This is a genomic window from Streptomyces sp. NPDC031100 (assembly GCF_055570785.1).
In genome coordinates this window covers 828,190-854,050 of the sequence record NZ_JBVIGN010000002.1, presented here as the reverse complement: position 1 = coordinate 854,050, position 25,861 = coordinate 828,190, and the positions used below count along the sequence as shown (strand labels likewise).

Here is a 25,861-nt window from a genome sequence, read left to right as displayed (position 1 = left end):
CTGGCAGTATGCCTCGGCACTCGCCACCCACCGTTGCTGATGAGCCATCCACAAGTATTGACAATTTCTCGCAACGTACGAGGCTCCGGTGCCGTTGGGGGAAGTGTTCGAAGCCTCAACCCACCGACAGAGGAGTCGCGTTGGTTCCCTATCCTGCCGCACTCGACCTGCCTCACGCTCTGGTCGAGTGGGTCACGATGCTCATCGTCACCGTGAGGGTGACCGGCGGTGCAAGCTCCCGCCGCACCAGCGTGCGCTGGTCGCCCTGGTGTACACGCGCCGTCATGACACCCTCGCGCGCATCGCGGCCGGCTTCGGGATATCCGTCGGTACCGCTCACGCATACGTCACGGGTGTCGTCGGTCTGCTCGCCGGCCGTGCTCCGGGCCTGCTGAAGGTCCTGCGGGAGAGCGACCCAGACTTCGTGCTGCTGGACGGGACCCTCGCCGAGTGCGACCGGACCGGCGACGGCCGCGGCGACTACTCGGCCAAGCACCGCCGTCACGGGGTGAACGTCCAGGTCGTCACCGACCTGGCTTCGTTCATCCCAAGGGACAGCGCTTCTCGACGAGTTTCGACGGCAGTTGTTGATCAGCCCTGCTTGAGAGGTTGACGAGAAATGACGGCGGTGCGGTGATCGGGCACGGCCCGATGCCTCTGCTCAGCTGCAGTCGTGGGCCTCGCGGGTCATAGGCAGGGTTGGCATTCTTCCTCGCCAGAGGTAACGCTCGCCTGCAATCTCAAAGCCGTGGCGTTGGTAGAACCGGATCGCCCTTTCGTTGTAGTCGGCGACCCCCAGACGGATGCGTGAAGGTCCTGCCCAGGTGAGGAACTCGGTCATCATGTAGCCGCCGAGTCCGTGCCCCTGGGCGTGGTCCAGCAGATACATCGGTCCGAGGGTGACCGATCCCGACTCGTCCTGGTGGCCGCAGAGATAGCCGACGATCTCCGTCTCGGACCGGACGACACGGCAGAAGTGTGGGGCAGGGTGCTGGTTCGCTACCTCGATGAACTCTCGCCACTGCGTGATGCCTTCCGCAGTGGCAGACGAACCGCGGTGCTCACGGATCCAGACCTCATCGACCCCCGCGTCTGCGTTGAGGTAGTTCTCCAGCCAGTTCCGCAGATGCAAGGGTCCCAATACCGCGGCGTCGTCAGGATGAGCGGCAGTGATCACATAGGCCATGTCAGATGATACTCGTGCACTGGCCAAGTCATTGTGCAACTAGCCCCGGGAGGCTCAGCCGGCTTTGGTGGGCTCCTCGGCTTGTGCACGGGTGCTGGCGAGGCGGTAGGAGTCTGTGCCTGTCTCGATGATGGTGCCGTTGAAGGTGAGACGGTCGACGATGGCCGCGCAGAGGCGGGGGTCGGTAAAGGTCTTGGTCCAGCCGCCGAACGACTCATTCGAGGCGATCGCGACGCTGCTCTTCTCCTCGCGTTCGGTCAGCACCTGGAAGAGGAGCTCGGCGCCGTGGCGGTCGAGTTCCATGTAGCCGAGCTCGTCGATGCAGAGGAGATCGACGCGGCCGTAGCGGGCGATGGTCTTGTTCAGCTGCTTCTCGTCTGCGGCCTCGACCAGCTCGTTCACCAGCTTAGTGGCGAGGGTGTAGCGGACTCGGTATCCCTTCATCGCGGCCTCGGTGCCCAGAGCGATGAGCATGTGGGACTTGCCGGTGCCGGAGTCGCCGATGAGGCAGAGCGGTTGGCTCTTCTTGATCCATTCGCAGCTGGCGAGGGTGTGGATTGTGGCCGGGTCGATGTTGGGGTTGGCGTCGAAGTTGAAGGACCGCAGGGACTTCTCCCGGGGGAAGCCGGCCGCCTTGATCCGCCTTTCTGACCTGCGGCGGGCACGGTCGTCGCACTCGGCCATCAGCAGTTCGGCGAGGAAGCCGCGGTAGCTCATCTGGTCCTTCAATCGCCCGGTCGGCGATGTCGGAGAACTCGTTGCGGATCGACGGTAGCCGCAGCAAGCGGCAGGCGGAGTCGATGGCGGCGTCGGCGGCCTTCTCGGTCAATCCTCGCTGGCGGGGCATGGTCACTGCGCTTCTCCCTCACGGTGGCCGCTGCCGCTGGTGCGGCTGCGTCGGAGTACCTGGTCGTAGTGAGACACCGAAGGCAGCGGCCTGGTGTCCGGCGGAAGATGCGCCAGGCGCCACTCGTGCAGGGACGTCACCGTCGCCGGCGGCTGGCCGAGGGTCCGGGCATTCGGTGCGGGCTCGGTCTCGGCCTGGGCGGCCTTGCGGGCCTCCAGCGCGACCGCATCCGCGGTCATGGCCCCGGCCCGCAGCGCTGCGGCCAGGCCGGCGACGACGTGTTCGTGCGTCATGTGGCGTCCGAGCAGCAACACCTCGATGAGCGCGCGGGTCCCGTCCCGCTCGCCGTGAATTTTCATTGCCTGAGTCCACCAGGCGTCGTGGACTGGGGTGAACTTGCCTGCCGAGCGGGCCTGTTCGAGAGCCGTCGAGCCGGGGAAGGCGCCGGGCTTGCGGACTAGGACCTCCAGGTAGTGGTCCAGATCCAGGCGGACGGCGCCTTTGGCGATCAGCCGCTCGTGCCGTGCCACTTCCACGTTCTGGTCATAAACAACCAGGTGAGAGGCGTGAAGGATGACCCTCACCCGCTTGCCGATCAGCCGGATGGGGACTGAGTAGCGGTTCGTGCGGACCGGGATCTGGCCGTAGCGGTCGACTCGCGGCGTGAACAGCCGACCGGTCTCGAACGGCTCCTCCGGCAGCGGCATCAGCAGTGGATGTTCGAGGGCGAAGTCCTCGGCGATGGTTCGGGACCTTGAGCCGATCCGGCGGGCGTCGTCCTGCCGGTCCCATTGCTCGACCATCTCGTTCAGCTCGGCGAGCGAGGACACCTCGGGGACGGGGACGAAGTGGTTGCGGCGGAAGTAGCCGATCTGCCCCTCGACGCCGCCCTTCTCGTGGGCGCCCTCGATGCCTGGGCGGCAGTAGAAGCTTTCGATGCCGTAGTGCGACTTGAACGCAATCCACCGGTCAGCTTCCACCCTCGCCCGGCTCAATCCGAGCACTCGGGCGACGGCCGCCTTGAGGTTGTCGTAGCGGACCTTGGTTCGCGGGACCCCGCCCAGCGTCCGCAGTGCGTGGACGTGGCCTTCGAAGAACGCCTCCTGCCCGCAGGAGGCGAACACGCGATGGACGGCCTTGCCGGAATACGACAGGCGGAAGGAGAACAGGTAGCAGGTCACCAGCTCGCCAGCGAGGCGGATCGTCACGTCGCCGAAGTCGACCTCCGCTTCGTGACCGGGCTGGTGGGTCTGAGGGACGAACGCCTCCAGCGGAGCCTTGCCCGACTCGACCAGGATCTCAGGCTTCCGAGCCGCGACGTAGTAGCGCACCATCCCGTAGGAGACGTCGGCGCCGTGCTCCTCGACCAGCCGGTGGAAGATCCGGGTGACCGTGTGCCGCTGCTTGCGCGGCGCGTCCAGGTCCGCCCGCAGGATCTCGTCGATCACCGACTTGTAGCGGTCCACTCCGGTTGCCCGCGGCGGCAGCTTCTTACGCGGCTCCGGCCACGACGAGTCCAACGCCTTCCGCACCGTCCGCCACGTCACGCCGTGCTTGCGCTCAAGCTCCCGCATCGACATGCCGCCACGGTGGTCACGCCGGATCGCCGCGTACAGCTCGACCTTCGACATCCGCGGCATGACCAGCACCTTTCACCAGGAGCATCCCGATGCTGCCCTGGCAAGAACCTCAGTGCCTCCCAAACTCGTCGACATCACCCATCCGTGGAACAGGGCGCCTCCCAAACTCATCGACAAGCGACGTCACTACTCCTCGATAAAGCCAACGCGGCCGAGGCGCGATCTGTTCCCCGGTCCGATGGGCGCTCACGGCCCCATTACGGGCGATACAGGGAAACCCCTTGAGCCGATACAGAGGAAACCCTGTGTTTTTACTGTGAGTTGGCTGAACACTGTAAATTCTCGGTTGCTTCGCGCCACACTGGCGCCTTCTCTCTTGTTGCGTGACATGTCCGGTGCAACCATCCCGGATTGCGAACACGCGCTCCATCGGCGTGAACGTCCTTCTCTACCCCACAGGCCGGATGATCTCCGGCTGCCCGAAAGGATGTTCCGTGGCCCGATCCAGACACAGACGCGGCCGGATAGCCGCGCTCACCGCGATACTCGCCACAGTCCCCGCTCTCTGGCTTTCCGCTCCCGCGGCCCAGGCCGATCCCGCACCCCACACCCCCGCGGCCCACCGTTCGGCCGACACCGGCCCCGCCGTCCGGCACGACACCTCTCCGACTCTGCGCTCCATGGCCGCCCACGCGCACCACGGCCATCACGGCAAGAAGGAGCAGGACGACGATCCCGGCGAGGAGCGGCTGCCGCACCCGCCCGCCTCCCCCATCCCCGACCCGGTCGTGCAGTCCAGCCCCGGCGGCCCCTCGGCCCCCTCGACGGGCACGAACTTCGAGGGCATCGGCGCCGGCAACTACTCGATCACCGGTGTCCCGCCGGACCCGAACTCCGCTGTCGGCTCAACGCAGATCGTCGAGACGGTGAACACCGCCTACGCGGTGTACTCCAAGTCTGGCGCCACGGTGCTCGCGCCGACGAACACCAGCACCCTGTGGTCGGGATTCGGCGGCTCCTGTCAATCCACCAACGACGGTGACGCGGTGGTCCGCTGGGACACCATGGCCAACCGCTGGGTGGTGACGCAGTTCGCCAACGTGTCCTCGTCCTCCGGCCCGTACTACGAGTGCGTGGCCGTCTCCACCAGCGCGGACGCGACCGGGAGCTACTACCGCTACTCGTTCCAGTACGCCAACTTCCCCGACTACCCGAAGCTTTCGGTGTGGCCGGACGCGTACTACATCACGTACAACATGTTCACCGCCTCCGGCAGCTTCCTGAACGCCGAGGCGTGCGCGCTGAACCGCTCGGCCATGCTGACCGGCGCGAGCGCCACCCAGCAGTGCTTCACCACCTCGTCCTCCTACGGCGGCCTGCTGGGCGCGGACCTGGACGGCTCGACCGCACCGCCGTCCGGGGCACCTGAGCTGATGGTGGGCCTGGGGACGACGAGTACGACGCTGGCGTACTGGAAGTTCCACACCGACTGGACGACCCCCGCCAACTCGACGTTCACCGGCCCGACTTCGCTGACCGTGGCGTCGTACACCACCGCCTGCGGCAGTTCCGGCACGTGCATCCCGCAGAGCGGAACCAGCCAGCAGCTCGACTCACTCTCCGACCGGCTGATGTTCCGGCTGGCCTACCGCAACTTCGGCGACCACGAGTCGCTCGTGGTCAACCACGCTGTGACGGCGGGAAGCTCCGTCGGCATTCGGTGGTACGAGCTCCGGATGTCCGGCGGCAACCCGACCGTGTACCAGCAGGGGACGTACGCCCCCGACTCCACCTACCGGTGGATGGGCTCGATCGCCGAGGACAAGGTCGGCAACATCGCCCTCGGCTACTCCCAGTCGTCCTCCTCGGTGCACCCCTCCATCCGGTACACCGGGCGGCTGGCCGGCGACACACTCGGGACGATGACGCAGGGCGAGGTCACCGCGATCACCGGCGGCGGCTCGCAGACCAGCTACAGCCGCTGGGGCGACTACACCTCGATGTCCGTGGACCCGGTCGACGACTGCACATTCTGGTACACGAGCGAGTACATCCCGTCCAACGGCAACTTCAACTGGCACACCAGGCTTGCCTCCTTCACCCTGCCCAACTGCGGCTCCACCTCGACCAACGACTTCTCGATCGCCGTCAGCCCGGCCTCGTCCAGCGTGACGGCCGGATCGTCGGCGACGACGACGGTCTCCACCGCGGTCACCTCCGGCGCGGCGCAGTCGGTGAACCTGTCGGCCTCGGGGCTGCCCAGCGGGGCGACCGCGACCTTCAACCCGACCTCCGTCACCGCAGGCGGCTCCTCCACGCTGACGGTGGCCACGTCTTCGTCGACGCCGGCCGGCACGTACAACATCACCGTGACGGGCACCGGTTCCTCGGCCACGCACACGACGACGTACACGCTCACCGTCAACGGCAGCGGCGGCGGTTCGATCACCAACGGCGGCTTCGAGACCGGCAGCCTGTCCGGCTGGACCTCGGCGGGCAGTACGTCCGTGGTCAGCTCCGAGGCGCACAGCGGTACATACGCGGCCCGGGTCGGCAGCACCTCACCCACCAACGGCGACTCCTCGATCGCCCAGACCTTCACCGCGCCGTCCGGGACCAGCACGCTCGGCTTCTACTACAACGTGACCTGCCCGGACACGCTCACCTACGACTGGGCCACGGCCACCCTCAAGGACAACACCACGGGTACGACCACCACGGTGCTCGCCAAGACGTGTGTGTCGTCCTCGGGATGGGTCCAGAAGACGGCATCCGTCACGGCCGGGCACAGCTACACGCTCACCCTGATCAGTCATGACGACAACTGGACGGGTGACGCCACGTACACCCGATACGACGACGTGACCCTCTCCTGATCCATCGGCGTCGTCCCGGGGGTGGACCGCCAGCCGTCCGACGACGGTCCGCCCCCACCCGAACCCCACATCAACGACAAGGGGTCTCCTCATGTCGCGCACCGCTTTCCGCAGATCCGTCGCGACCGCCACCACCGCCCTGCTGTCATTAGGCGGCCTTCTCCTCGCCTCGCACCCGGCGTTGGCTGACGTCTCCAACGGCGGCTTCGAGTCCGGCAGCCTGACCGGCTGGACGAGCACAGGCACCACCTCCGTGGTCAGCTCCGGTGCCCACAGCGGCACCTACGCCGCCCGCGTCGGCGGCACCTCTCCCACCAACGGCGACTCCTCGATCGCCCAGACCTTCACGGCGCCGACCGGCGCCAACCAGTTGTCGTTCTGGTACAGCGTCACCTGCCCCGACACGCTCACCTACGACTGGGCCACGGCCACCCTCGCCGACACCACCGCCGGCACCACAACGACCGTGCTGGCCAAGACGTGCACCAACGGCCAGGGCTGGAAGCAGGTCACGTCCTCAGTGACCGCCGGGCACAGCTACACCCTCAAACTCGTCAGCCACGACGACAACTACACCGGCGACGCCACCTACACCCTCTACGACGACGTCGCCTTCACCACCGCCACCCCGCCGCCCGGCCTGACCCAGGTCAGCACCGACCCCTTCACCAACACCTCCAGCCAGCACGCCACCGAACTCGAACCCGACACCTTCGCGTACGGCAACACGATCGTCGCCTCCTCCCAGGTCGGCCGGTTCACCGACGGCGGCGCCTCCGACATCGGCTGGAACACCTCCACCGACGGCGGCACCACCTGGCAGCACGGCATGCTCCCCGGCATCACCACCTACCAGGGCGACACCTGGGCCCGTGTCTCCGACCCGGCCGTGGCCTACGACGCCAAGCACGGCACCTGGATGGTCACCGGGCTGCCCATCGACTCCAACGTCAACGGCGCGGGCGTGACGGTCAGCCGCTCCACCAACGGCACCAGCTGGCAGAACCCCGTCATGGCGGTCGGCAACGACGGCCAGGGCTACGACAAGGAATGGATCGTCTGCGACAACACGGCCTCCAGCCCGTACTACGGCACCTGCTACATCGAGGTCGACGTCACCTCCTCCGGCAACCGCATCGTCATGAGCCGCTCCACCGACGGCGGCGCCACCTGGTCGAGCCCCGTCTCGCCCTCCGGGAACCCCAGCGGACTGGGCGGACAGCCCCTCGTCCAGCCGAACGGCACCGTCGTCGTCGCCTACTCCGCCAACGGGTCCTCGATCCGCGCCTTCAACTCCGCGAACGGTGGCTCCAGCTGGTCGTCCACCACGCTGATCGCCAATGTCTCCAGCCATGGCGTGGCCGGTAACCTGCGCGACGGTGAGGGACTGCCGTCCGCCGAGATCGACGGATCGGGCAAGATCTACGTCGCCTGGCAGGACTGCCGCTTCCGCTCGGGCTGCCCGGCGAACGACATCGTGTACGCCACCTCGGCCAACGGCACCAGTTGGTCGTCGGTGACCCGGGTCCCGATCGACGCCACCACGAGCGGCGTCGACCACTTCATCCCCGGCATCGGCATCGACCCCGCCACCTCGGGTACGACGGCGAAGATCGGCCTCTACTACTACTTCTACCCGACGGCCAACTGCGCCGCCTCCACCTGCCAGCTGGAGGTCGGCTACATCTCCTCCGTCAACGGTGGCAGCACCTGGAGCACGCCGACCACTGTCGCCGGGCCCATGTCCCTGTCCCAGATCGCCGACTCCACGCAGGGCCGTATGGTCGGCGACTACCTGTCCACCTCCGTCATCGGCGGTAAGGCGGTCTCCACCTTCGCCGTAGGCAAGACTCCGACGAACGGGCAAGCCTTCGACGAGGCCCTCTACACCGCCGGGCCGCTCGCGGTCACCGGCGGCAGCACCGCCTCCACGACGCGGGGCGCCGCCACCGTCCCCTCACCGCACATCACCAAGCCCCTGCCGATCCAGCACTGATCTCGCCCCTGTCCACTCCGAGGTGCGTTCCGGTGTCCGCCGGAACACACCTCGGCCACGTGCTGTGGTGAGAGTTTGGCTGTTCCGCGCTGTTGCGACCCCAAGGCGCCGTGACTGTCGGCGCCTTTCGGGCCTGGTGATGCTTCAGTTTCCTTTCACAGGAAGGGAATTCGGACCTATTTCGGTTCTTGCCCCAAGGCGCTTGGTGGGCCGGTCACGGATCGCTAGGTTCGCTGCGGTGCGGCGGCAGTGCTCTGCCCAGCACGTGTGGGGGGAGTGGCGATCGATGCCGTCGTGCGTCCGATTCGTCCATCATCTAGGGGGATTCTGCATGTCCGGTTCCATCCGCATGCCCCTGGCCGGGGCCAGACGGCGAAGACTGTCCGTCTGGGCGGTCATGCTCCTGATCCTTTCGTTCGGACTGGCGGGCATCGCGTCCACGCCCGCATCCGCCTCCCCGCACGGTCAGGGCAACGCCGGCCAGGCGGCGACCAGCAGCGGTGCTCGGGTGACGGCTGCCGTCTCCGACAAGCCGCGTCAGTACACGGCCGAAGAGCTCGCCCAGCTCAACGCCCGGCTGTACGACGAGGACACCATGAGCAAGGGCAAGGCGGGGCCCAAGCCCCTTCACGCCCCGCTCAGTAGCGCGGTCACCGCACCGTCCTCGGTACGGTCCTTCGCCACCACGGTCCGCGACAGCGCCATACCGACGTCCGGGATATCCGGCGGCGCCTCCTACCTGTCGTCGACGCAGGAGCCGAGCACCGACGCCAACGGCTCCAACATCTTCCAGACCGGCAACTGGTACGCCACCCGCTCCACCGACAACGGCGCGACCTGGTCCTACCTGGACCCGTACTCACTGTTCGGGTCCGGGTTCTGCTGCGACCAGGTGACCCAGTACGACCCGGCGACCGGCAGGCAGTTCTGGCTCCTTCAGTTCAACGACCACCTGACGATCGCCAACGCCTCGGCGTCCGGCTCGGGCGCGTACACCGGCTGGTGCTACTGGAACATCACCCCGAGCTGGATGGGCCTGGCGAACACCACGGCGCTGGACTTCAACGACATGTCCATCACCAACAACAACGTCAACATCTCCACCAACTTCTTCCCGAGCAGCGGGGGAAGCGGTGCCGGGCTGCTACGACTGCCGAAGAGTCCGATGAGCACCTGTAGCGGGTTCAGCTACAACTACCTGACCCGCACGGACAACCTCACCTTCAAGCTGGTGCCCGGGTCCACCGACACCCTGTACTGGGGCAGCAACTGGGGCCAGACCAACGGCAGCTCCTTCCGCGTGTTCGCCTGGCCGGAGAACTCCGGCAACTACTCCTGGTGGGACCGCACCGTCCCCTCGTACGGCTTCTACACCCGCAACAGCGGCCAGAACTGCGCCAGCACCGACGGCGTGGTGACTAACTGGTGCCAGTACGCCGACTCCCGCGTCCTCGGCGCCTACCGGACGAGTGGACTCATCGGCTTCTCCTTCAACGCCAAGCAGGACGGCAGCCACCCGTTCCCCTACACCCGGTTCGTCTGGTTCAACGAATCCGACAAGAACCTCAACGGCTCCGGTGACCTGTGGGGCAGCTGGGGTGCCATCCAGTTCGCCTCGCTCGCACCCAACTCGCTCGGCCGGGTGGGCCTGGAGTTCGCCTGGGGCGGCGGCACTGGCGGCACCCACTACTACCCCGGCAGCGGCATCAACAACCAGCCCGCCAACGCCATCGACACCAGCCCCAACTACTACCTGTGGGGCGCGGGCAACACCTGCACCTACGCTGGCCTGCCCCGCTGGGGCGACTACCTCACCGTCCGCACCTACCAGGCCGACCCGACCCGCTGGGTCGCCGCCGGCTACGCGATGAAGGGCGGGAACTGCGGCGCCACCGGGGCCTACCCCGAGCCGCACAACGTTCTGTTCTCGTAACATCACCCTCAGCAAGCACCCCGGGGGCGGGGCGGAGGACCGTCTCCGCCCGGCCCCCGGGGCATGCCCGCACAGGAACCGACCAGCACCGTGGGAAGTCCAATCCGTATGAAGAGCTCCTTGCGTAGCGCACTCGCCATCTTGGCGCTGGCTGCCATGCTCTCGGCCGCCGCATGCGCGGGGGCCCATGGAGCCGGATCGCCGGGCGCGTCCGACTCCGGAATCAAGGGCCGCACCATGGTCGACGGCGGTTGCCCGGTGGTCCGCGAGCAAAGCCCCTGTCCCGACCGGCCTCTGAGCGCCCGGCTGACCATCACCAGCGGCGATCCGGAGCGGACGGTCGCCGAGACCACCAGCGACAGCGAGGGTCATTTCCGTGTCTCGCTGCCGCCAGGCATCTATACCATCCGCCCCGCCAACCTCACTGGCGCGGTCGCCCCGATCGCCCAACCGGTGTCCGTAACCGTCACGAGGGGGCGGTTCACCACGATCGTCATTCCCTTCGACTCGGGTATCCGCTGAGGCCCTGCCCAGCCCCTCGAGGGCGACGGGCGGGAACCGAACTGCGGCCGAAGTCGTCGCAGTGACGTCCGGTGGCACTAGGGAGTGAGTCGTGATGGCGGTGGACAGCAGGCGCGGTCGAGGATCCTGTCCATGGGTCGCGGCCGTCCTGGTCGCCTTTTCCTGTCTGCTGACCGCCTGCGGAGGCAGTGGCGGCGGCTCGGAAGCGGAGTCGGCGCCCCCACGTCCTTCCGCAGACCCGCCCACCGCGACTCCCTCGGAGAGCGGCCCCGGCACGCCGGAAACGTCCGGCTCACCCGCCCCGACAGTTTCGGCGACGTCACCGTCAGGCACCCCAGCTCCTCATGGGACAGCCTCGGCGTCCCCGGGGTGCGTCGCGGGGTCCGCCACCGTCGCTCACCGCCCCGCGGATGCCTCCGTCCACGACCTGTGTGTGCGATCCGGTACGACGGTGACCGTGATCCTGGAGCCCCGGAAACAGGGCCCCTGGCCGCAGCCGCGCAGCAGCAACCCGATGCTGGCGCTCGTGACCTCGTCCGCCACGGACGGAAAGGGCGTCACCCGGGTCACGGTGCGGGCCGCCCGCACCGGCTCGGTGACCGTCACCTGGGGTCCGCAGAGCGCGCCCCTCTTCACACTCCGGCTGAGCGTGGCGGCGTATCCGGTGCAGTGAGCCGAACGTGCGGCGGCCGGTGCGCCCCCGGGCTGGGTGCGCACCGGCCGCCGTATGCCGGGGTCGGTCGTGATCAGTCCTTACGGCCCTTGAGGCGCCGTACGTCGAAGGACCAGATGCCGCGTCCGTGGGTGGCGGCGTACAGCCTGCCGTCCGGGCCGAGGCGGAGCTGCATGACAGCCGTGGTGGGCAGGTTGTGGCCCAGAACCAGCCACTTCGTGGCGCCGGCGGGGCGGTAGAAGGTGGCCAGGTCGGTGCCGAGGGCGAGGCCGCCGTTCGGCAGGAGCTTGACCGTGTCGGCCGGGACGTCGGGCAGGTTGGCCGAGATGTCCGTCCAGCTCGCGCCGCCGTCCTTGGACTCGAAGACGTGGCCGACGCCCGCGCCCGGGCCCTCGGTCCACTTGCGGGAGAAGCCGTTGACCGCCACGTAGACGTGCTGGGCGTTGGCCGGGTCGATCTCGAAGCCGGAGATGTAGCGGTTCGGGATGGTGCCGTCGACCGGCAGGTTCAGCTGGTGCCAGCCGGTGCCGTCGGCGTTGCCGACCGCGATGCCGCGGGTGAAGCCCTGGTTGTTGCAGGGGCCGCACCAGCCGACGTAGACCGTGCCGCCGGAGGACGCCACGGCCGTGGCCACGTGGCCCTCGCCGAGGTCGAAGGCGTTCGTCCACTCCTTGCCGGAGCGGATCGCGAAGCCCTTGGTGTTGATCCACACGTGCCGGCCGCCCGCGACCCAGGTGTTCGTGTCCTTTGCGTCAGCCGTGATCGGGGCGATGAAGCGGGCGCCCGCGCCGCCCAGGTCCTTGTCCGGCGGGGCGACCTCGTACTCGGTGGCCTTCGACGGGTCCGTGGTCCACGAGCCGCCGTTGACACCGCAGTTCTGAGTGACCCACATGTCGAGGTAGACGTACTCGGCAGCGATGTTGCAGCCGTTGGCGGGGTCGGCGATGGTGTCGCCGCCGTCGCCGCCGAAGTTGGAGCCCATGACCTTGTCGTGGCCGCGCAGGATCGACTGGCCGTTGTCCTGCAAGCCGCCGGTCACCGAGACCCCGCCGTTGGTGAGGTCCTTGCCGACGCCGACCGAGTAGTACTGCAGGGTGTCGAGGGTGCCGTCGTTGAGGGACTGCCAGTCCTTGGCGTGGCCGCCGGAGTCGACCGCACCGTTCAGCGGACGGCGGTAGATGCCGCCGTCGTTGCCGACGTACGCCCAGGTCTTGCCCTTGTAGCTGCCGATCGCGACCGCGTGCTGGTCGGAGTGCGTGGTGGGCGAGCAGTCACCGGTCTGCTTGGCCGGGTCGATGCTCCAGCAGGGGAAGGTGAAGTTCCAGTACGGGCCCGGGGTCGTCCAGCTGTCGCCGCCGTTCTTGGTCTCGAAGACCTCTTCCAGGCCGAGGTAGACGTGGTCGGCGTTGGCCGGGTCGACCTGAAGGAACTGGTTGTACCAGGACTGGATGCCAGGCTGGTAGCCGTCGCTCTGGAGCGCGGATCCGGACGCCTTCAGCTTGGTGTAGTCCGCGATCAGCGTCCACGGCCCGAACGGCGAGCCGCTCTTCGACACGTACACGCCCTTGAGCCCGCTGTCCGGGTTGGCGGCCATCTGGGCCGGCGACTGGTCGATGGCGTACAGACGCGAGCCGTCGGCAGCCGCGGCGAACGTCATGTTGCCGACGTCCGCGCTGCCGGTGGGCAGGTCGCCGAGCCCAGAGGCCGGCTTCCAGCTACCGCCGTCCTGCTTGGCGTACAGCCCGTTGTAGGTGTCGCCGCCGCGCCAGCCGACCGCGAGCAGGACCTTGTCCGGGTCCTTCGGGTCGACGGCGATGTCGTTGGCGATGTTCTTGTACGGTGCGCTGGGGTCGTCCGCCTTCGAACCGCCCGGCAGATAGTCCGGGTTGGGGGCGAACTCGTGCTTCCACGGCCCGGACAGGGTGGTCGTGGAGTGCGACCACACGCCGGTGCTGGTCGCCGCCCACACCTTGGTGCCGGCGAAACGCAGCGCATGGATGACCGTGGACTCCAACTCGGCGCCGCCCACGCGGTCGCCGGGCTGGAACTGTCCGTGGCGCGGGTCCTTCAGGATGTACACGCCCGTACCGACGAAGGACGTCGCCCCGGTGTTGGACTCGCCCGTGGCGTACCAGAGGCGCTGCTTGCCGTCGAGGGCGAGGGTGCCCGTCGACAGGGAGGGCAGCTTGTCGGCGATCGGCTTCCAGTGCCCACCCCCGGTTGTCGACCGGAACACACCGCCATTGGCGCCGCCCGCGTACACATAGCCGTGGTCGTCGGCCGCGATGCCGGTGATCCGGCCGGTCACCTTGCCCGAGCCACCGCTGGAGTTGGAGTTCTGATCACGGTAGCGCGGGTCGTCGGAGTCGTACGGCCTCTTCGTGACGTGATCCCAGCTGCCGGGCGTGTGTCGCATCGACTGCAGCTGCTGCCAGGCGGCGCCATAGGCGCCGGGCGCGACCACACCGGGCGCAGTGCGCGCCTCAGTGAACTGAGCTGTCGCTTCGGCCGAGTTCTCGGCCTCGTCCGCGCCGTCTTCACCACCTTCAGCGGCGAAGGCAGACATGCCGTGGCCCGCGTGCACCGCCTTTATGTGCTGCCGGCCCATCGCCGCTTGGTGACGCGCCTGCCAGGGCCGCGGTCTGGCGTCGGCCTGTGCCGCGAACGACTGGGTGCTTACCAGTCCGAACGCGGCGGCCACGACGGTGCAGGTTATGAACCGCCGCTGATACTTCGGGGGCAACATGCCCTCTCCTCCCTGCGCCGGGCATATGGGGGTGTCCCGACACAGAGGGGATCTTGGCGTGACCACAACAGTCGCACAAAGGGCCCACAGGAAAAATGGTGGGGAGTTTACGTTGAGGGCTGTCTGAACCTGAACTTCCCCCGAAACACATGTATTTGACGCGAACAGTGACGACTCCGTCATGCGTGCCGCAGGGCATGGATCATGCCTGCAAGCGCGAGCGGGCAGAGCAACAAGCGGACAGAGCGCTGCCGCGATGTGTCGAGTTCGGTGAGCCCTACCCGCTCGGTCCCGCTAAGGTCGAGGTCCTCAGCCACGCATGACACTTCGGGCGCTCTTCGAACGGCCCCTGCTGCCAAGGCCGCCGTGCACTACCGACTTGCTCTTGACTGCAGCGCCGGAATGGCCGTGATCTTGGAAGGGTCAAGGTGATCCCAGAGGATGCCCTCCGGCCGGTGCGGATCTGTGCACGCGATCACTTCGTCAGGCGTGATGACCAGGTCGACCTTCACGTCATGGTCAGTGACTGGAATCGGGGTGTCGATCACCTGGAGGCTGTGCACCGTGGTCACGACGAGAGTGCTGCGGCCAATAGGGCCGCCTTCCGTCAGGAGTGCGAACTCCAGGTCGGAGTAGCCGGCACCTTTGCCGATCCAGGCACCGTCGCGATTGACCGCGACGCTCCCGAGGACGACGACATCGACGGGACGCAGGGAGTCGACCTCGACCGTGGGTGCGATCGTGGCCGCAACACGGCTGGTGGCTGCCTCCTGCGGCGACACGGGCAGGGCGGCTGGGTCGAGCAGGTAGAAGGGTTTCGGCGCCGCCAGCTTAGGGACTGCCATGTACACGAGCTTGCCCTCGTTCAGGGCACGAACCCGTACAGGGAGCCGGGCCTTGCCCGGCACGGCCTTGATGACGTGAGCGTTCTTCCACCCGTCCAGTTCAGCCAGTCGAGTGGCGGCCTCGTCGGCCCCTCGGAAGTTGGGGATGCGGCCGTGAGCGCTGTCGTCGTAGACCGCGCCGGCCGCGTCGAGAGCGTTCCAGACCTGGGTCCGTACAAGTCGCTTGGCGTCGTCGTGCATCACGGGCTCCCAGGTCACTCCTCTCACTCACGCCGTTGCCATGAGAGCGAAAAGCTGGTCATGGACGTCGGCGACGATACGCTCTTGCCGCCAGGGGCTCAGTTCGCGGGCGGCGTTGAAGATCACGTTGAGCCCTCCGCCGCCCCTGGTCTCTTGCACTTCCGCGATGGCTTCGGGCAGAACGTGAACCAGCTGCACGAGGAGTCCCTCTACGTCCGCGACCACGCCCGGTTCCTGGACGAGGCGGCACGGCGCACCATTCCCAGCGGGGGCGATTCCGTTCCAGCACAGGTGAGGCAGGTCGTCAACGACCAGGTCAGCTACCGCTACCCGGACCGCGAAGCCGCCGCCCTGGACGGGGGTCACTCACGCTGCCCATGGGCTCGGTCACCGCCGTGGTCGGGGAAAACACTCCGGCAAGAGCATGAAGGTGTTGTCGGGCCTGTTGCTGCCGCAGAGCGGGACCGTGTGGTGGGGTGATGCTGACGTCGCTTCCCTTGACCGCTCCGAAGTTTTTGACCGCGTCGCGCTGCTCACCCAGGACTTTCAACGCTGGCCAGTGACCGCGGCGTTGAACATCCGGATCGGCCGGCCCACCCAGGAAGCCGGTCTCGAGGACCTTCAGCCGTCCGTCGACCACGCGGGTGCAGGACCGGTCGTCGCGAAACTTCCCGACGGCCTGCACAGCCTGTTGGCCCGGATGTTCCGCGGTGCCAGCGAACTCTCCGGCGGCGAGTGGCAGAAGATCGGGCTCGCCCGTACCCACTGGCGCAGCTCCACCTCGGATGCCGACAGCGTCCTCATCGTGGACGAGCCCACCTCCGCCCTCGACCCGGAAGCCGAGATCGCTGCTTTCGACCGCATCCGCCGGCTCGCCGCCCCGAACCGCGCCGTCGTCCTGGTCACCCACCGCATGTCCGGCGTCCGCCACGCCGACCGCATCTACGCCCTGCACCACGGACAGCTCGTTGAGCACGGCACCCACAAGGAACTCATGGCCGCTGAAGGACGCTACGCCTCGATGTTCGACGCGCAGGCCGCCCAGTACACCCCCGCCGGCACCATCCCCCGCCCCGGCTCCCCCACCGTCGCCGATCCCGCATGACCCGCTCGAAGGGCCCAGGTGTGACGTCTCCAAGGGCGAGCCCGCCGTCCTCGAACCCGACCGGTGCACGCGGTGGCAATGGTGGTCGCTGTCCCCACTGCCTGAGCCGATCAAGGAGTACACGGGGGTGCCCCAGCTGCTCGCTCGCCCGGGCAGCCAGGGCTGCCACGGTTGTTCCGGCCGCCCCGGCACCGCAGCGTCTCGTCTGGCGCTGCCCCGTTCTTCAGCCTTCGACAGCCCACCAGGATCACGATCATGGCTGTCCGGCCCACTCGCGAAAGGAGCCGAATGACCTCCACCTCATCACCGCACCCCAGGACGAGCGCGCTCAGCTGATCACCTGAACACGCGCTTTCCACTGGCTGAACCGGCCGGCCGTACTGGAGATGGCCGCCCGCGTCACCGCACCGGCCGCGACTTCGCGGGGGTCGGGGACGGCAGCCTGTGGACCCAGCAGGCCCCGTGGACGTCGGAGCTGAAGCGACTCGTCCAGTCCTACCTCGGCGAACAGCGGCGAGCCGGCACGAAAGGCGGATACCCCGCTCCTGGGCGCCGGAACGGCACCGTGACACCCTGCTCAGCCAGCGCCTCCATCACACGTACCGCATCCCCGAGTGCCACCCTGCCCGTTCGAACAGGCAGGGTGGAGAGCCGCCGATCAGCCCACGCCGAAGCGGACGTACTGTGGCTCGACGAAGCGCCGGTCACCGCCGCCTTGCAGCGTGTATCCCGCGGTCACCCACTCGGAAGTCTCCGGGTGGTGTCGGTGACAGATGACGTAGTCACCCCAGGTACCGGTGTCCGGCCCCTGGGTGCTTTGCCGGCTGAACACCAGGCGCCAGTCGGTGCCGTCCCGGAAGCCGACGACATGGCTTGGATGCAGTGAGCCGCCGCCCATGAACAGGCTCACGCCTACGACACCCTGGGCGTTCGGGCAGGCTGCCGGGAAGGCGAAGGCCGACTGCTGGTTCCAGATCTCGGGTTCCTCGGCCAGTGTCTGCGTCGTGACATCGACGACCGCGCCCTTCACGTAGGGCATGGGCCGGCCGGCGCGTGCCGCGGCGGTCCACAGGAAGCCGGCGCGTGTGCCGCTCACCCAGGCGCCGGTGATGCGGGAGTCGGCCCGCTTGGCGAGCCAGTCCTTGCCATCAGGTCCCTGGGCCCGGTACGGGCCGGCGCTCCACGGGCTGACTTGGACGTCGAACCAGCCTACGGTGTTGGAGTTGTCCGGCCAGCCGTGCACACGGAGCGTTGTGCCGCCGTTGTGGCTGCCGAAGAACATGCTGTCGGTTGCACCCTGGGTGAGGCGCAGCGAGCCATTGTTCGTGGTGGACCACCACTGGTAACTGAGGGAGTTTCCGTCCTTCAGGGAGTCAAGCGGGTATTTGAAGACGAAGGCGCGCTGCCAGTTTCCGGCGGCGTTGAAAGCGTTGAAGGTGACATAGAGGTGGTTCGCGCTGGTTGCGGCGTGCGGGTAGTCGAACCACATGTCGCGCCAGTCGGCGTTGAGTGCGATCGGAGCGAAGTCCCACCAGTGCCAGGCAGCCGGGTCCCTGCCGGAGGAGACCGCCACGCGGAAGACGTTGTTTCGGACGCCGGGTTGTTCGGGATCATCCTGCGCTATGTACTGCAGTATCCAGATCCAGATGTCACGGCTGGGCTCGTACATGACGATCTGATCGCAACAGAATCCCCCAGCCGCGGAGGGGAGGACGGTGAAGGGATCTACCAGCTCCCAATCCTTCCCGGTTGTGGTGCTGCGGCTGGCGAACCAATTTCCCGTGACGAAGCTGTCGCTGTTCGAGGTCGCGGCGGTGGGTTCGTTGATGGTGCTTGTCTGGGTGCTTGTTGCCTGGTCGTCCAGGCCGATGTTCTGGACAAGGCGGACCGTTGCCATGGCTGCCGTCCTCCTGGGGAAGTCACATCACTTCGGTGGGCCCTACGGCTCGTGAGGTTCTGGCGTGGTGGGGGGTTCGTCGGATGGCGGCGCCGCCTCCTCGGGGACCGTCTCGGGAATCTGGTCCGACGTCGGCCCCATGGGCTTGCGCTGTTTCGTGAACTTCTGTTCCCGCGCATCCAGCATCCGCTGCCGCTCGTCGGGCTGGACATCGGACCGGGGCGCCGCTTCCTCCTCGGACAGCGACTGCGCCGGGCCGGCCTGCGCCAGGGCGGCGTCCTCGGCTTCATATGCGCGGCCGCCGCGCGGTTCGTTCGTCATGGGACTTCTCCTTCGTGATGGGTGTCGTCTTACACGCAGCCTGGGCGCCGCTGTTCAGGCATCGTCGCTCAGTCAGTTCGGAGCTGCCTGATTCTGCGCCATTCGCTGCGCGCGAGAAGAGAGAAGGCAATCGTGGCACAAAATGCGACAGCGACGATTGCCCACTCCAGGGCGCCACTTCCCTGGTCGGGATCCACGCCGAAAAGGCGCTCGATCCAGTCACGCCAGACCACAGTAAGGACGAACACGATTCCACAGATCCCAGCGGCGACAGTTTCAGTCCACGCTCGCATCCGCACGTTCCGCATCATGATGGACACCCTTAGTGATGTCGTTGATTCCCGAGTAAAGCCCCCCTTTCAGTAGGCGCCAGGGCGCGCCGATCTGCAACTCTGCTTCAAGAGCTAGGGAATCCGTAAATTATTCACATGTTGCACGGTCAACGGCTTCACCAGCGTCGGGGGTTGCACCGTCCTCTGGACCACAGGGGCCCGCCTTCCCGGCGGTGCGCGGCAGTCGTCTGCATATGCCCGAGGCTGGCCTCAGCCGCACGACGCCGAGCTGCAGCGCAGTGCCCCATCACCCCGCGAGCCTGCGCGTCGAAGAGGCTTCCCGATCCAACGGCCGGCCACCACGGCAAGAAGTCACCCATGTCGTCGAAGGACGAATGGGCTGCACAGGTGCACAACGGTGCCGCCCGCGCAAAGTGGAAGCTGCAACTAACCCTGGATTACTTGTCGCATCGATCCCGTCCGCAACCGCTTCTTCGGCAAGGACCTCATTGGCCTTGAGGCCATGGCTTACGTCACCGGGACGGGCGTGCAGCGGCCACCGCACATCTGCGGCTCGGGCCCAGATCTCACCTCCCGCTAGGCTCGCGCCATGTCCGACAACGGCTCGGGAGGCGTGGAGATCACTCACCACCCCGGGGATCCAGAGAGCCCGCAGCTGCGGCTGCGGGTGGGAGAGGAAGCTTCGGTCACTCTGCACGGGTCGCCGGCCTACGGCTGGACCCCGGTCGAGGTCGTCGCCGGCCCCCTGACACTGATCGAGACCGCAGCGGTCGCGGGAACCGCCCGAGCTGCCGTGCGAGCCAACGCTCCCGGGGAGGCGGAGTTGCGTTCGACCTCGTCATTCCGCGGGGATCGGTTCGGGCCGCGAACCCGACTGTGGCGACTGTTCGTGCACGTTGATCCGTAGCGGCCATGGGGGCGCGGGCCACGGGACGACAGCGAGCGTCAGCCGCCAGTCTCGGGAAGGCGGGCCGTGCGGGTCAGGGGTGTAGCTGTCGGCGGAGGTGACGCGACTGTGCCCTGCGAGTTTGCGCGTGCGGCGGCGCTGCGAGTCCCGTTGGGGACTGATTGATTGCCGAGCGCCTTCACCACACTCGGAGTTGAGCTTGCGACCGGGGCCCGTTGGCAGTTGCTCGGCGATCTAAGAGCGATTTGGATGCGTGTGCCGACGTGTACGCAGGTGGTCCGCAACGGGTTGCCCGATGCGGGGTAGCGGACGGAGACCGTCCAGCTCAGGCACAGCCCGGCGCTGGTGGTCAGAAACGTACAGGCGCGCCTGAGCCTGTTGGAGCCACGTCTTTTGCGCATGCGATCCCCTCCCCGTCGGCGAACTCACTCGCCACTTAATGGCATGATCGCGACAATCGAATCGCGAAGTCCGAGGCTAGGGAGGCGAGATACCGTTACGGAAGGAGAGCAGCAGCGAACGTTCCGTGCGGCCTTGCCCGTTACCGGAACCAGCCGCACTCACTTCTGCGGCCGGTTGCTCCGTCGGTGCGGGGCAGGGGCAGACCCGATTCTGGTCTGACGTACCGCGCGCAGCGCGATGGGGATAGGGCCCGCATCAGGACTTGGGGAGCGGCCTGACGGGCGTCAGCGAGTTCCGCAGGGCAGGCAGCGCGGCGGCGATGACGAGCGCGGCGATGCCGGAGACCAGGAGGGGAACCCGGCCGTCGGCGCCCCAGGCGAGTCCGGCCCAGAGGCCGGCGAGCAGGATCGCGGCTCCGGTGGCGCCCTGGTAGAGGCCCTGGGCAGTGCCCTGTTGGCGGCCGGGGGCGAGGGTGGAGATCCACGCCTTGCCGACGCCGTCGGTGCAGGCGGCGAACCCGCCGTACAGGGGCAGGACGACGAAGACCAGCCAGGGCTCGTGAATGAGTCCGAGGCCGAGGTAGCCCACGGCGAAGAAGACCAGGCCCGCCGCGAACACGAGCGGGCGGGACAGCCGGTCGGACAGGGCTCCGGCGGGGTAGGACAGGGCGGCGTAGGCAAGGTTGTAGACCACGTATGCACCGAAGATCCCGGCCGTGGACAGACCCAGCTCGTGGGCGCGCAGCAGGAGCAGCGCGTCGGGGAAGTTGACCAGGTTGAAGACGAGCAGTACGGCCAGGACACGCCAGTACGAACGGGGCAGGGATCGCCAGGGGGTCCGTACGGGCTTGGCCGACTCCTTGTCCGCACGGCCCGGGTCACGGACGGCGGCGACCAGGGCGACCGAGGCGACCGCCGGGATCACCGCGACCCAGAACAGTGGTCGTAGGTGGTGGTCGAGTGCCTTGTACAACGCGAGGCCCGCGAGCGGGCCGACCACGGCGCCGGCGGTGTCGGCGACCCGGTGCAGCCCGAACACCTTGCCCCGCTGGCCGTTCGGAATGCCGTCGACGAGGAGGGCGTCGCGGGGCGCGCCCCGCATGCCTTTGCCGAGCCGGTCGACCACCCGGGCCACCAGCACTATCGGCCACACGGTGGCGAGCGCGATGATCAGCTTGCCGAGCGCGGCCAGCCCGTAGCCCGCACCGATGAGGGGCTGGCGCGAGAAGCGGTCCGCGAGGCGTCCTGCAGCAACCTTGGTCACCGAGGCGGCACCCTCGGCCAGGCCCTCGACGGCACCGACCACGGCGGGCGGAGCCCCGAGGGCCACGGTCAGGAAGATCGGCAGGATCGGGTAGAGCAGTTCGCTGGCCGCGTCCTGCAGGAAGGAAACCCCGCACAGCACCTTGACGTTGTGGGTCAGCCACGCAGGACGTCCTGGTGACGAGGGTGTCGTCGCGGTGGGCCCCGTCATGGGTGCAGGACCTCGAGGAACCGGCCGAGCGCCGAGGCGGCATCGGCCAGGGCTACGGCGGTCACAGTGACCAGGGCGCCGGCCAGGACGGCGGCGCTGCGGCGGCTTTCCGGTCGGGTGCCGTGGAGGGCGCGCACCCGGGCGGTCACTTGATGGCGCAGGTAGGCCAGCGTGGTGGCCAGCCCGCCGCCCGTCCCGGCGAGGGCCGCGCGAGCCAGGGAGCGGGCCGCGAGTCGTCGGCTGGCCACCGCCTGGGCGGCATCCTCGTCCGCCCAACGCTCCAGGGCGAAGCTGAGCTGGTCCCGCAGGCTGCGCAACAGTGGATTGAGCGCGCAGGCCATCTCGCCCAGCGCGCTGTAGCGGTCGTGGCGATGGGCCAGGTGGGCGCGTTCGTGAGCCAGCAGCACGGCTCGCTCGTCGGCGGGCAGCGCGCGCAGCATGCCGGAGGTGACCACGATCCGCCCGGGTCGGCCGGGCAGGGCGTAGGCGTCCGGCTGGTCGTGGGCCAGCACGATCAGGTCTCCGGCCGTGGGGAGACCTCGCAGGTCGGCGAGTGCCCTGATCTCACGGCGCCGGTGCCACATGCTTCGGGTCAGTCGGGACAGCCCGCAGGCGAGCAGAAGGGCGGCCAGCATGCCCAGCGTGCGCGGCACCGGATCGGCTGCGGCCAGGGCAGCCGGGTCGGGGCGGGTGTAGGCGACGACCTCGCCGATGCGGCCCAGGCCGCCGGCTGTCAGGACCAGCAGCCCCCAGACCGTGGCCACGGCCGCGACGGCCGTGGTGGCCGCCAGCATGCGGGCCGCGGCAGCCGGAGCGAGTTGCCGGGCCAGCCGAGGGCTTGCGGCAGCCAGCACCGCCGGGGCCAGGAGCAGGAGGTAGACGGTCAGGTACACGGACGTCGTCGCCTTTCCGAACCCCTTCAGTCCGTGGAGTCGAGCAGGGCGCGCAGGGCGGCCTGCTCGTCGGCGTCCAGGGTGTCCACGAAGTGCTGGAGGACCTCGGTGCGGTGGCCGGTGCGGCGCAGGGCGGCGTTCATCTCCTCTGCCGCCAGCTCCGCAGTTGCCCGGCTGGGCGTGTAGGCATGCGCGCGGCCCACGGCTTCGCGCTCCACGAGGCCCTTGGTGTGCAGTCGGCCGAGCACGGTCAGCACGGTCTTGTAGGCCAGGCCGTCACCGAGTTGCTGGTGGACCTCGGCGGCGGTCATCGGGCGGTCGCCGGCCCACAGGGCGGCCATGACCTCGGCCTCCAGGGCCCCAGCAGGACGCCGGGTACCCGCCTCGGCGGCGTCGGCCTCATGGTGCGGGCTCGGCATGGTCAGCTCCCGTTCCTTCTTCTCAGCCTCCGTCGATGCGGGGCTGTGGCACTCCTTTGTCGCACATCCTGTAGGACTCAGGCTAGTCTCACAGCGTGTAGGACTTCGCGGAGCCGTGGGCTTCGGCGGAGAGGTTCGTCGCGCCCAGCGCCACCCGTGCAAGGAGAACGACCTTGGCTTCGACCGCAACGACCCGGTGGCCGGCGCGGGCCGCCGCGCTGGCCCTGCCGCTCACCTTGTCACTGGGAGTGGTGCCCGCCGCCCACGCCGACACCCTCGCAGAGGGCCCCTACACCCCCTACGACCAGGGCGTGCGGCATGTCGCCACGCTCGCCGGATACCTCTCCTACGCCTGATGGCCCTGGCCGTGTGCTTCGGCATCCTGACCACCACCGGCTGGGCCCGCCGCAGCGTGCGCCGCGAGACTCTCTACGGCGGGCACATGCTGCTGGCGGTGATCTGCCTGGCCTTCGGCTGCATCCATGCCATCGCCTACGCCTTCCAAACCGGGCAGCACTTCTCCTACCTCAACGTGGTCATCCCGTTCGTCAACGGCGGCGAGCCGGAGGTCGCCTTCGGCATCATCGGCCTGGAACTGGGCCTCGCGGTCGCCGTCTCGATCTGCGTCCAGCGCAAGCTCGGCTACCGCCGCTGGCACCTGGTGCACTACCTCGCCTACCCCGCTTTCGGCCTTTCGCTGCTGCACACCATCACCGCCTCCGCCGAGGTGCAGGCGCTCGGCCTGCTCGGCATCTTCGTCCTCGGCGTCGCCGCAGCTCCGATCCTGCTGTTCGTGCTGCGGTTGCTGCCCGCCACCACCGCGGTCGCCACTCGCATCGCCCCGCAGGAGGTGTGACGCCTGTCTCCCGATCCCACGCCGCGCACACCGTGATCAACGCCTTCGGCCCCCACATCACCGTCCCCGCCGAAGCCCATCCCGCTCCCGGCGGCCCGGCGGTAAAGGTCAGCGTCGACAACAACCACTGCGAGCTGTACGCGATCTGCCAGCAGGAAGCCCCACAGGTCTTCGACCTCGGCCCCGACGGCCGTCTGCGTTACGACGCCACCCCCGCCGCATCGGAAACACCGGCGGTGCGTCAGGCCGCCCGCTGCTGCCCCATGCAGGCCATCACCCTCACCACCCGGGAGAAGCAGTGACCAGCCCGGCCACCAACCGGATCGCCGTCGTCGGCACCGGCCTTGCCGGCCTGTCCGCCGCCGAGCGTCTCCGCGAACTCGGTTGGCGCGGCGAGATCACCATGATCGGCGAGGAACCCCACCGCCCCTACAACCGCACCCCGCTGTCGAAGCAGCTGCTCACCGGCGACCGCCAGCCCCCTGACCTGGCCCTGGTCACCCACACGGAACTGGACGCCTCCTGGCGGCTGGGCACCCGCGCCCTCGGCCTGGACATCGACGGGCGCGAGCTGCTGTTGCCCGGCGGCGAACATCTCCCGTTCGACGGACTGGTCATCGCCTCCGGTGTAGAGGCCCGCCACCTGCCCGGCGCCCCGCTGCACTCCGAGCGGGTGTGGATGCTGCGCACCCTCGCCGACGCCCGCCACATCGACACCGCCCTCGCCAAGGCCCGGCACGTGGCGGTGATCGGCGGCGGCTGTACCCACCACCCTCGCCGAAGCCGACACCCTGGCCTCGGTCGTGGACGACATCGCCGCCGCGTTCCCGCCGCACTCCGGGTCCCTGCCCCGGGCCCCCGCCCTGCTGCCGATGGCCACCTTCGGCGACACGGAAGCGGCCGACGAGGAGCGGCTGCTGCTCGCCACCGCGACCGCGCACCCCAGCGACGTCGAACAGATGCGGTGGCTGAGCAGCACCGACTTCACCCACCCCCTGCACGCCGGGCTGTGGCAGTGCCTGACCGCCCTGGTCCGCCGCCGCGCTCCCGTCGACCCCGTGACGGTGCTGTGGGAGGCCGGGCAGCGTGCCCTGCTGGACGCCGGGCCCGAGCCCCAAGAACTGCTCGGCCTCCTCTCCCAAACAGCCGGCTCCCCCGAGCACTGGGGCGAGCGCATCCTGAACCGCTCCGTCCTCGCCACCGCCCACCACACCGCCCTGCTCATCCACGCGTTCACCGACGAGCCGGCCAACACGCCCTACCAACTCGTCGTCGGCAGCCGCCGCGCCCTCGCCGACCTGACCGCCGTACGAACCCGCTGGCACCACGCCACCTCACCCACCCCAGCCCCAGCAGCCACGTCCGGACGCGCCAAGGCCGTGCCCCGGGCCGGACCGCCGAAGACCACCACGCCGACACCTGCACGCATCTCCCGCTGACCCACAACCCGCCGGTGGTCGTGTCCCAACAGCGTCGGCCACCGGCAGAAGGGAGGACCCTCTTCGTGACGACACCCCCATCGACGCACACGTCCGCACCTCACTCAGCGCACCGGCCACCGAGCCCGCACCTGCAGCGCCAGAGTCGGAAGTCGTGCCGGCCTACGCCGCCGACCCAGGCGACCACGACGCCATCCTCGACGAATTCTTCGCCACACACGGAGACTGGGAGAAGTGGCCCAGTTTCCCTGTTGAATCAGCGTGTTGAAGCTGATGCAACAGGGGTGGTGCACTCGTCGGAGCACTCCACCAAGCCATCACGGAGAACCGGAACCTCCACCAGCAACTCGCCGAACAGCGACGCAACATCCGCACCCTCCGGCCCGGCGCCGCCGGGGAGACCTGGCTGCGT

The 25,861-nt window shown here is 68.4% G+C and carries 21 protein-coding genes and 3 pseudogenes; 13 read left to right on the top strand and 11 right to left on the bottom strand.

Translation table 11 applies throughout. The features are described from left to right. Nucleotides 1-140 precede the first annotated feature (140 nt). Nucleotides 141-532, top strand: a pseudogene (locus ACZ5DS_RS08030) (helix-turn-helix domain-containing protein); the annotation flags it as partial. Nucleotides 533-661: 129 nt separating this feature from the next. On the opposite strand, the gene ACZ5DS_RS08025 reads toward ACZ5DS_RS08030, so the two are convergent. From ACZ5DS_RS08025 to istA, 3 genes and pseudogenes are all read right to left on the bottom strand, one after another. Beyond that, the gene (locus ACZ5DS_RS08025; protein ID WP_468235060.1) at nucleotides 662-1,186 is read right to left on the bottom strand and encodes a GNAT family N-acetyltransferase; all 525 of its coding nucleotides are present in this window, start codon (nucleotides 1,184-1,186) and stop codon (nucleotides 662-664) included. A gap of 54 nt (nucleotides 1,187-1,240) precedes the next feature. Next, a pseudogene (gene istB / locus ACZ5DS_RS08020) lies at nucleotides 1,241-2,039 on the bottom strand (IS21-like element helper ATPase IstB). Beyond that, nucleotides 2,036-3,664 (bottom strand): IS21 family transposase, encoded by a 1,629-nt coding sequence (istA, locus tag ACZ5DS_RS08015; protein ID WP_468235130.1) that lies wholly within the window; start codon nucleotides 3,662-3,664, stop codon nucleotides 2,036-2,038. Before istA ends, istB begins: the two are co-directional and overlap by 4 nt. Before the next feature lie 443 nt (nucleotides 3,665-4,107). Here istA and ACZ5DS_RS08010 point away from each other — a divergent pair, with 443 nt between their 5' ends. The 5 genes from ACZ5DS_RS08010 to ACZ5DS_RS07990 all read left to right on the top strand — a co-directional run bounded on the left by ACZ5DS_RS08010 (nucleotide 4,108) and on the right by ACZ5DS_RS07990 (nucleotide 11,613). After that, complete coding sequence (locus ACZ5DS_RS08010) at nucleotides 4,108-6,489, top strand: hypothetical protein (protein ID WP_468235058.1); 2,382 nt, start codon at nucleotides 4,108-4,110, stop codon at nucleotides 6,487-6,489. Nucleotides 6,490-6,580: 91 nt separating this feature from the next. Beyond that, nucleotides 6,581-8,485, top strand: a complete 1,905-nt coding sequence (locus ACZ5DS_RS08005) for a sialidase family protein (RefSeq protein WP_468235057.1) — start codon at nucleotides 6,581-6,583, stop codon at nucleotides 8,483-8,485. Between the two features lie 331 nt (nucleotides 8,486-8,816). Continuing rightward, nucleotides 8,817-10,418: a hypothetical protein gene (locus ACZ5DS_RS08000; protein WP_468235056.1), complete on the top strand. Its 1,602-nt coding sequence runs from the start codon at nucleotides 8,817-8,819 to the stop codon at nucleotides 10,416-10,418. Between the two features lie 120 nt (nucleotides 10,419-10,538). Beyond that, a complete protein-coding gene (locus ACZ5DS_RS07995) occupies nucleotides 10,539-10,940 on the top strand; it encodes a hypothetical protein (RefSeq protein ID WP_468235055.1) in 402 nt (133 codons plus the stop codon). A gap of 451 nt (nucleotides 10,941-11,391) precedes the next feature. Beyond that, the gene (locus ACZ5DS_RS07990) at nucleotides 11,392-11,613 is read left to right on the top strand and encodes a hypothetical protein (RefSeq protein ID WP_468235054.1); all 222 of its coding nucleotides are present in this window, start codon (nucleotides 11,392-11,394) and stop codon (nucleotides 11,611-11,613) included. 73 nt (nucleotides 11,614-11,686) lie between these two features. On the opposite strand, the gene ACZ5DS_RS07985 is transcribed toward ACZ5DS_RS07990, so the two are convergent. From ACZ5DS_RS07985 to ACZ5DS_RS07975, 3 genes are all read right to left on the bottom strand, one after another. Further along, nucleotides 11,687-14,359: a WD40/YVTN/BNR-like repeat-containing protein gene (locus tag ACZ5DS_RS07985; protein WP_468235053.1), complete on the bottom strand. Its 2,673-nt coding sequence runs from the start codon at nucleotides 14,357-14,359 to the stop codon at nucleotides 11,687-11,689. Nucleotides 14,360-14,730: 371 nt separating this feature from the next. Next, nucleotides 14,731-15,444 (bottom strand): 5-formyltetrahydrofolate cyclo-ligase, encoded by a 714-nt coding sequence (locus ACZ5DS_RS07980; RefSeq protein WP_468235052.1) that lies wholly within the window; start codon nucleotides 15,442-15,444, stop codon nucleotides 14,731-14,733. A 27-nt stretch (nucleotides 15,445-15,471) separates the two neighbouring features. Continuing rightward, a complete protein-coding gene (locus ACZ5DS_RS07975; RefSeq protein WP_468235050.1) occupies nucleotides 15,472-15,669 on the bottom strand; it encodes a hypothetical protein in 198 nt (65 codons plus the stop codon). A 199-nt stretch (nucleotides 15,670-15,868) separates the two neighbouring features. On the opposite strand from ACZ5DS_RS07975, the gene ACZ5DS_RS07970 reads away from it, so the two are divergent. After that, the gene (locus tag ACZ5DS_RS07970; RefSeq protein ID WP_468235049.1) at nucleotides 15,869-16,549 is read left to right on the top strand and encodes an ATP-binding cassette domain-containing protein; all 681 of its coding nucleotides are present in this window, start codon (nucleotides 15,869-15,871) and stop codon (nucleotides 16,547-16,549) included. 658 nt (nucleotides 16,550-17,207) lie between these two features. Here the strand turns inward: ACZ5DS_RS07970 and ACZ5DS_RS07965 are convergent. After that, entirely contained in the window at nucleotides 17,208-18,446 is a 1,239-nt protein-coding gene (locus ACZ5DS_RS07965; protein ID WP_468235047.1) for a hypothetical protein, read from the bottom strand. Nucleotides 18,447-18,488: 42 nt separating this feature from the next. Then, nucleotides 18,489-18,767, bottom strand: a complete 279-nt coding sequence (locus ACZ5DS_RS07960; protein ID WP_468235046.1) for a hypothetical protein — start codon at nucleotides 18,765-18,767, stop codon at nucleotides 18,489-18,491. A gap of 882 nt (nucleotides 18,768-19,649) precedes the next feature. Here ACZ5DS_RS07960 and ACZ5DS_RS07955 point away from each other — a divergent pair. Continuing rightward, nucleotides 19,650-19,967: a hypothetical protein gene (locus tag ACZ5DS_RS07955; RefSeq protein ID WP_468235045.1), complete on the top strand. Its 318-nt coding sequence runs from the start codon at nucleotides 19,650-19,652 to the stop codon at nucleotides 19,965-19,967. Nucleotides 19,968-20,624: 657 nt separating this feature from the next. Here ACZ5DS_RS07955 and ACZ5DS_RS07950 read toward each other — a convergent pair. From ACZ5DS_RS07950 to ACZ5DS_RS07940, 3 genes are read right to left on the bottom strand one after another with little or no spacing between them, the layout of a single operon-like run. Continuing rightward, nucleotides 20,625-21,842 carry an MFS transporter gene (locus tag ACZ5DS_RS07950; RefSeq protein ID WP_468235043.1) on the bottom strand — a complete coding sequence of 406 codons (1,218 nt, stop codon included), beginning with the start codon at nucleotides 21,840-21,842 and terminating at the stop codon, nucleotides 20,625-20,627. After that, the gene (locus ACZ5DS_RS07945; protein WP_468235042.1) at nucleotides 21,839-22,735 is read right to left on the bottom strand and encodes a M56 family metallopeptidase; all 897 of its coding nucleotides are present in this window, start codon (nucleotides 22,733-22,735) and stop codon (nucleotides 21,839-21,841) included. Before ACZ5DS_RS07945 ends, ACZ5DS_RS07950 begins: the two co-directional genes overlap by 4 nt. Before the next feature lie 26 nt (nucleotides 22,736-22,761). Then, the gene (locus ACZ5DS_RS07940) at nucleotides 22,762-23,154 is read right to left on the bottom strand and encodes a BlaI/MecI/CopY family transcriptional regulator (RefSeq protein ID WP_468235041.1); all 393 of its coding nucleotides are present in this window, start codon (nucleotides 23,152-23,154) and stop codon (nucleotides 22,762-22,764) included. A gap of 173 nt (nucleotides 23,155-23,327) precedes the next feature. Between ACZ5DS_RS07940 and ACZ5DS_RS07935 the strand changes: the two genes are divergently transcribed. The 5 genes and pseudogenes from ACZ5DS_RS07935 (at nucleotide 23,328) to ACZ5DS_RS07915 (ending at nucleotide 25,449) form a co-directional block, all read left to right on the top strand. Next, a complete protein-coding gene (locus ACZ5DS_RS07935) occupies nucleotides 23,328-23,510 on the top strand; it encodes a hypothetical protein (protein ID WP_468235040.1) in 183 nt (60 codons plus the stop codon). Next, nucleotides 23,510-24,010, top strand: a complete 501-nt coding sequence (locus tag ACZ5DS_RS07930; protein WP_468235039.1) for a ferric reductase-like transmembrane domain-containing protein — start codon at nucleotides 23,510-23,512, stop codon at nucleotides 24,008-24,010. Before ACZ5DS_RS07935 ends, ACZ5DS_RS07930 begins: the two co-directional genes overlap by 1 nt. Further along, nucleotides 24,007-24,312 (top strand): ferredoxin, encoded by a 306-nt coding sequence (locus ACZ5DS_RS07925; protein ID WP_468235037.1) that lies wholly within the window; start codon nucleotides 24,007-24,009, stop codon nucleotides 24,310-24,312. Before ACZ5DS_RS07930 ends, ACZ5DS_RS07925 begins: the two co-directional genes overlap by 4 nt. After that, a pseudogene (locus ACZ5DS_RS07920) lies at nucleotides 24,309-24,716 on the top strand (FAD-dependent oxidoreductase); the annotation flags it as partial. The gene ACZ5DS_RS07925 and the pseudogene ACZ5DS_RS07920, both read left to right, overlap by 4 nt. A gap of 97 nt (nucleotides 24,717-24,813) precedes the next feature. Continuing rightward, nucleotides 24,814-25,449, top strand: coding sequence for a DnaB-like helicase N-terminal domain-containing protein (locus tag ACZ5DS_RS07915; RefSeq protein ID WP_468235036.1), 636 nt, complete (start codon nucleotides 24,814-24,816; stop codon nucleotides 25,447-25,449). Nucleotides 25,450-25,861 lie beyond the last annotated feature (412 nt).

Excerpts from the sequence above, each read along its gene's own strand:
- ACZ5DS_RS08025 (WP_468235060.1), bottom strand. The coding sequence starts at position 1,186 with ATGGCCTATGTGATCACTGCCGCTCATCCTGACGACGCCGCGGTATTG.
- istA (WP_468235130.1), bottom strand. The coding sequence starts at position 3,664 with ATGTCGAAGGTCGAGCTGTACGCGGCGATCCGGCGTGACCACCGTGGC.
- ACZ5DS_RS08005 (WP_468235057.1), top strand. The coding sequence starts at position 6,581 with ATGTCGCGCACCGCTTTCCGCAGATCCGTCGCGACCGCCACCACCGCC.
- ACZ5DS_RS08000 (WP_468235056.1), top strand. The coding sequence starts at position 8,817 with ATGTCCGGTTCCATCCGCATGCCCCTGGCCGGGGCCAGACGGCGAAGA.
- ACZ5DS_RS07985 (WP_468235053.1), bottom strand. The coding sequence starts at position 14,359 with ATGTTGCCCCCGAAGTATCAGCGGCGGTTCATAACCTGCACCGTCGTG.
- ACZ5DS_RS07980 (WP_468235052.1), bottom strand. The coding sequence starts at position 15,444 with ATGCACGACGACGCCAAGCGACTTGTACGGACCCAGGTCTGGAACGCT.
- ACZ5DS_RS07970 (WP_468235049.1), top strand. The coding sequence starts at position 15,869 with ATGAAGGTGTTGTCGGGCCTGTTGCTGCCGCAGAGCGGGACCGTGTGG.
- ACZ5DS_RS07965 (WP_468235047.1), bottom strand. The coding sequence starts at position 18,446 with ATGGCAACGGTCCGCCTTGTCCAGAACATCGGCCTGGACGACCAGGCA.
- ACZ5DS_RS07960 (WP_468235046.1), bottom strand. The coding sequence starts at position 18,767 with ATGACGAACGAACCGCGCGGCGGCCGCGCATATGAAGCCGAGGACGCC.
- ACZ5DS_RS07955 (WP_468235045.1), top strand. The coding sequence starts at position 19,650 with ATGTCCGACAACGGCTCGGGAGGCGTGGAGATCACTCACCACCCCGGG.
- ACZ5DS_RS07950 (WP_468235043.1), bottom strand. The coding sequence starts at position 21,842 with ATGACGGGGCCCACCGCGACGACACCCTCGTCACCAGGACGTCCTGCG.
- ACZ5DS_RS07940 (WP_468235041.1), bottom strand. The coding sequence starts at position 23,154 with ATGCCGAGCCCGCACCATGAGGCCGACGCCGCCGAGGCGGGTACCCGG.
- ACZ5DS_RS07930 (WP_468235039.1), top strand. The coding sequence starts at position 23,510 with ATGGCCCTGGCCGTGTGCTTCGGCATCCTGACCACCACCGGCTGGGCC.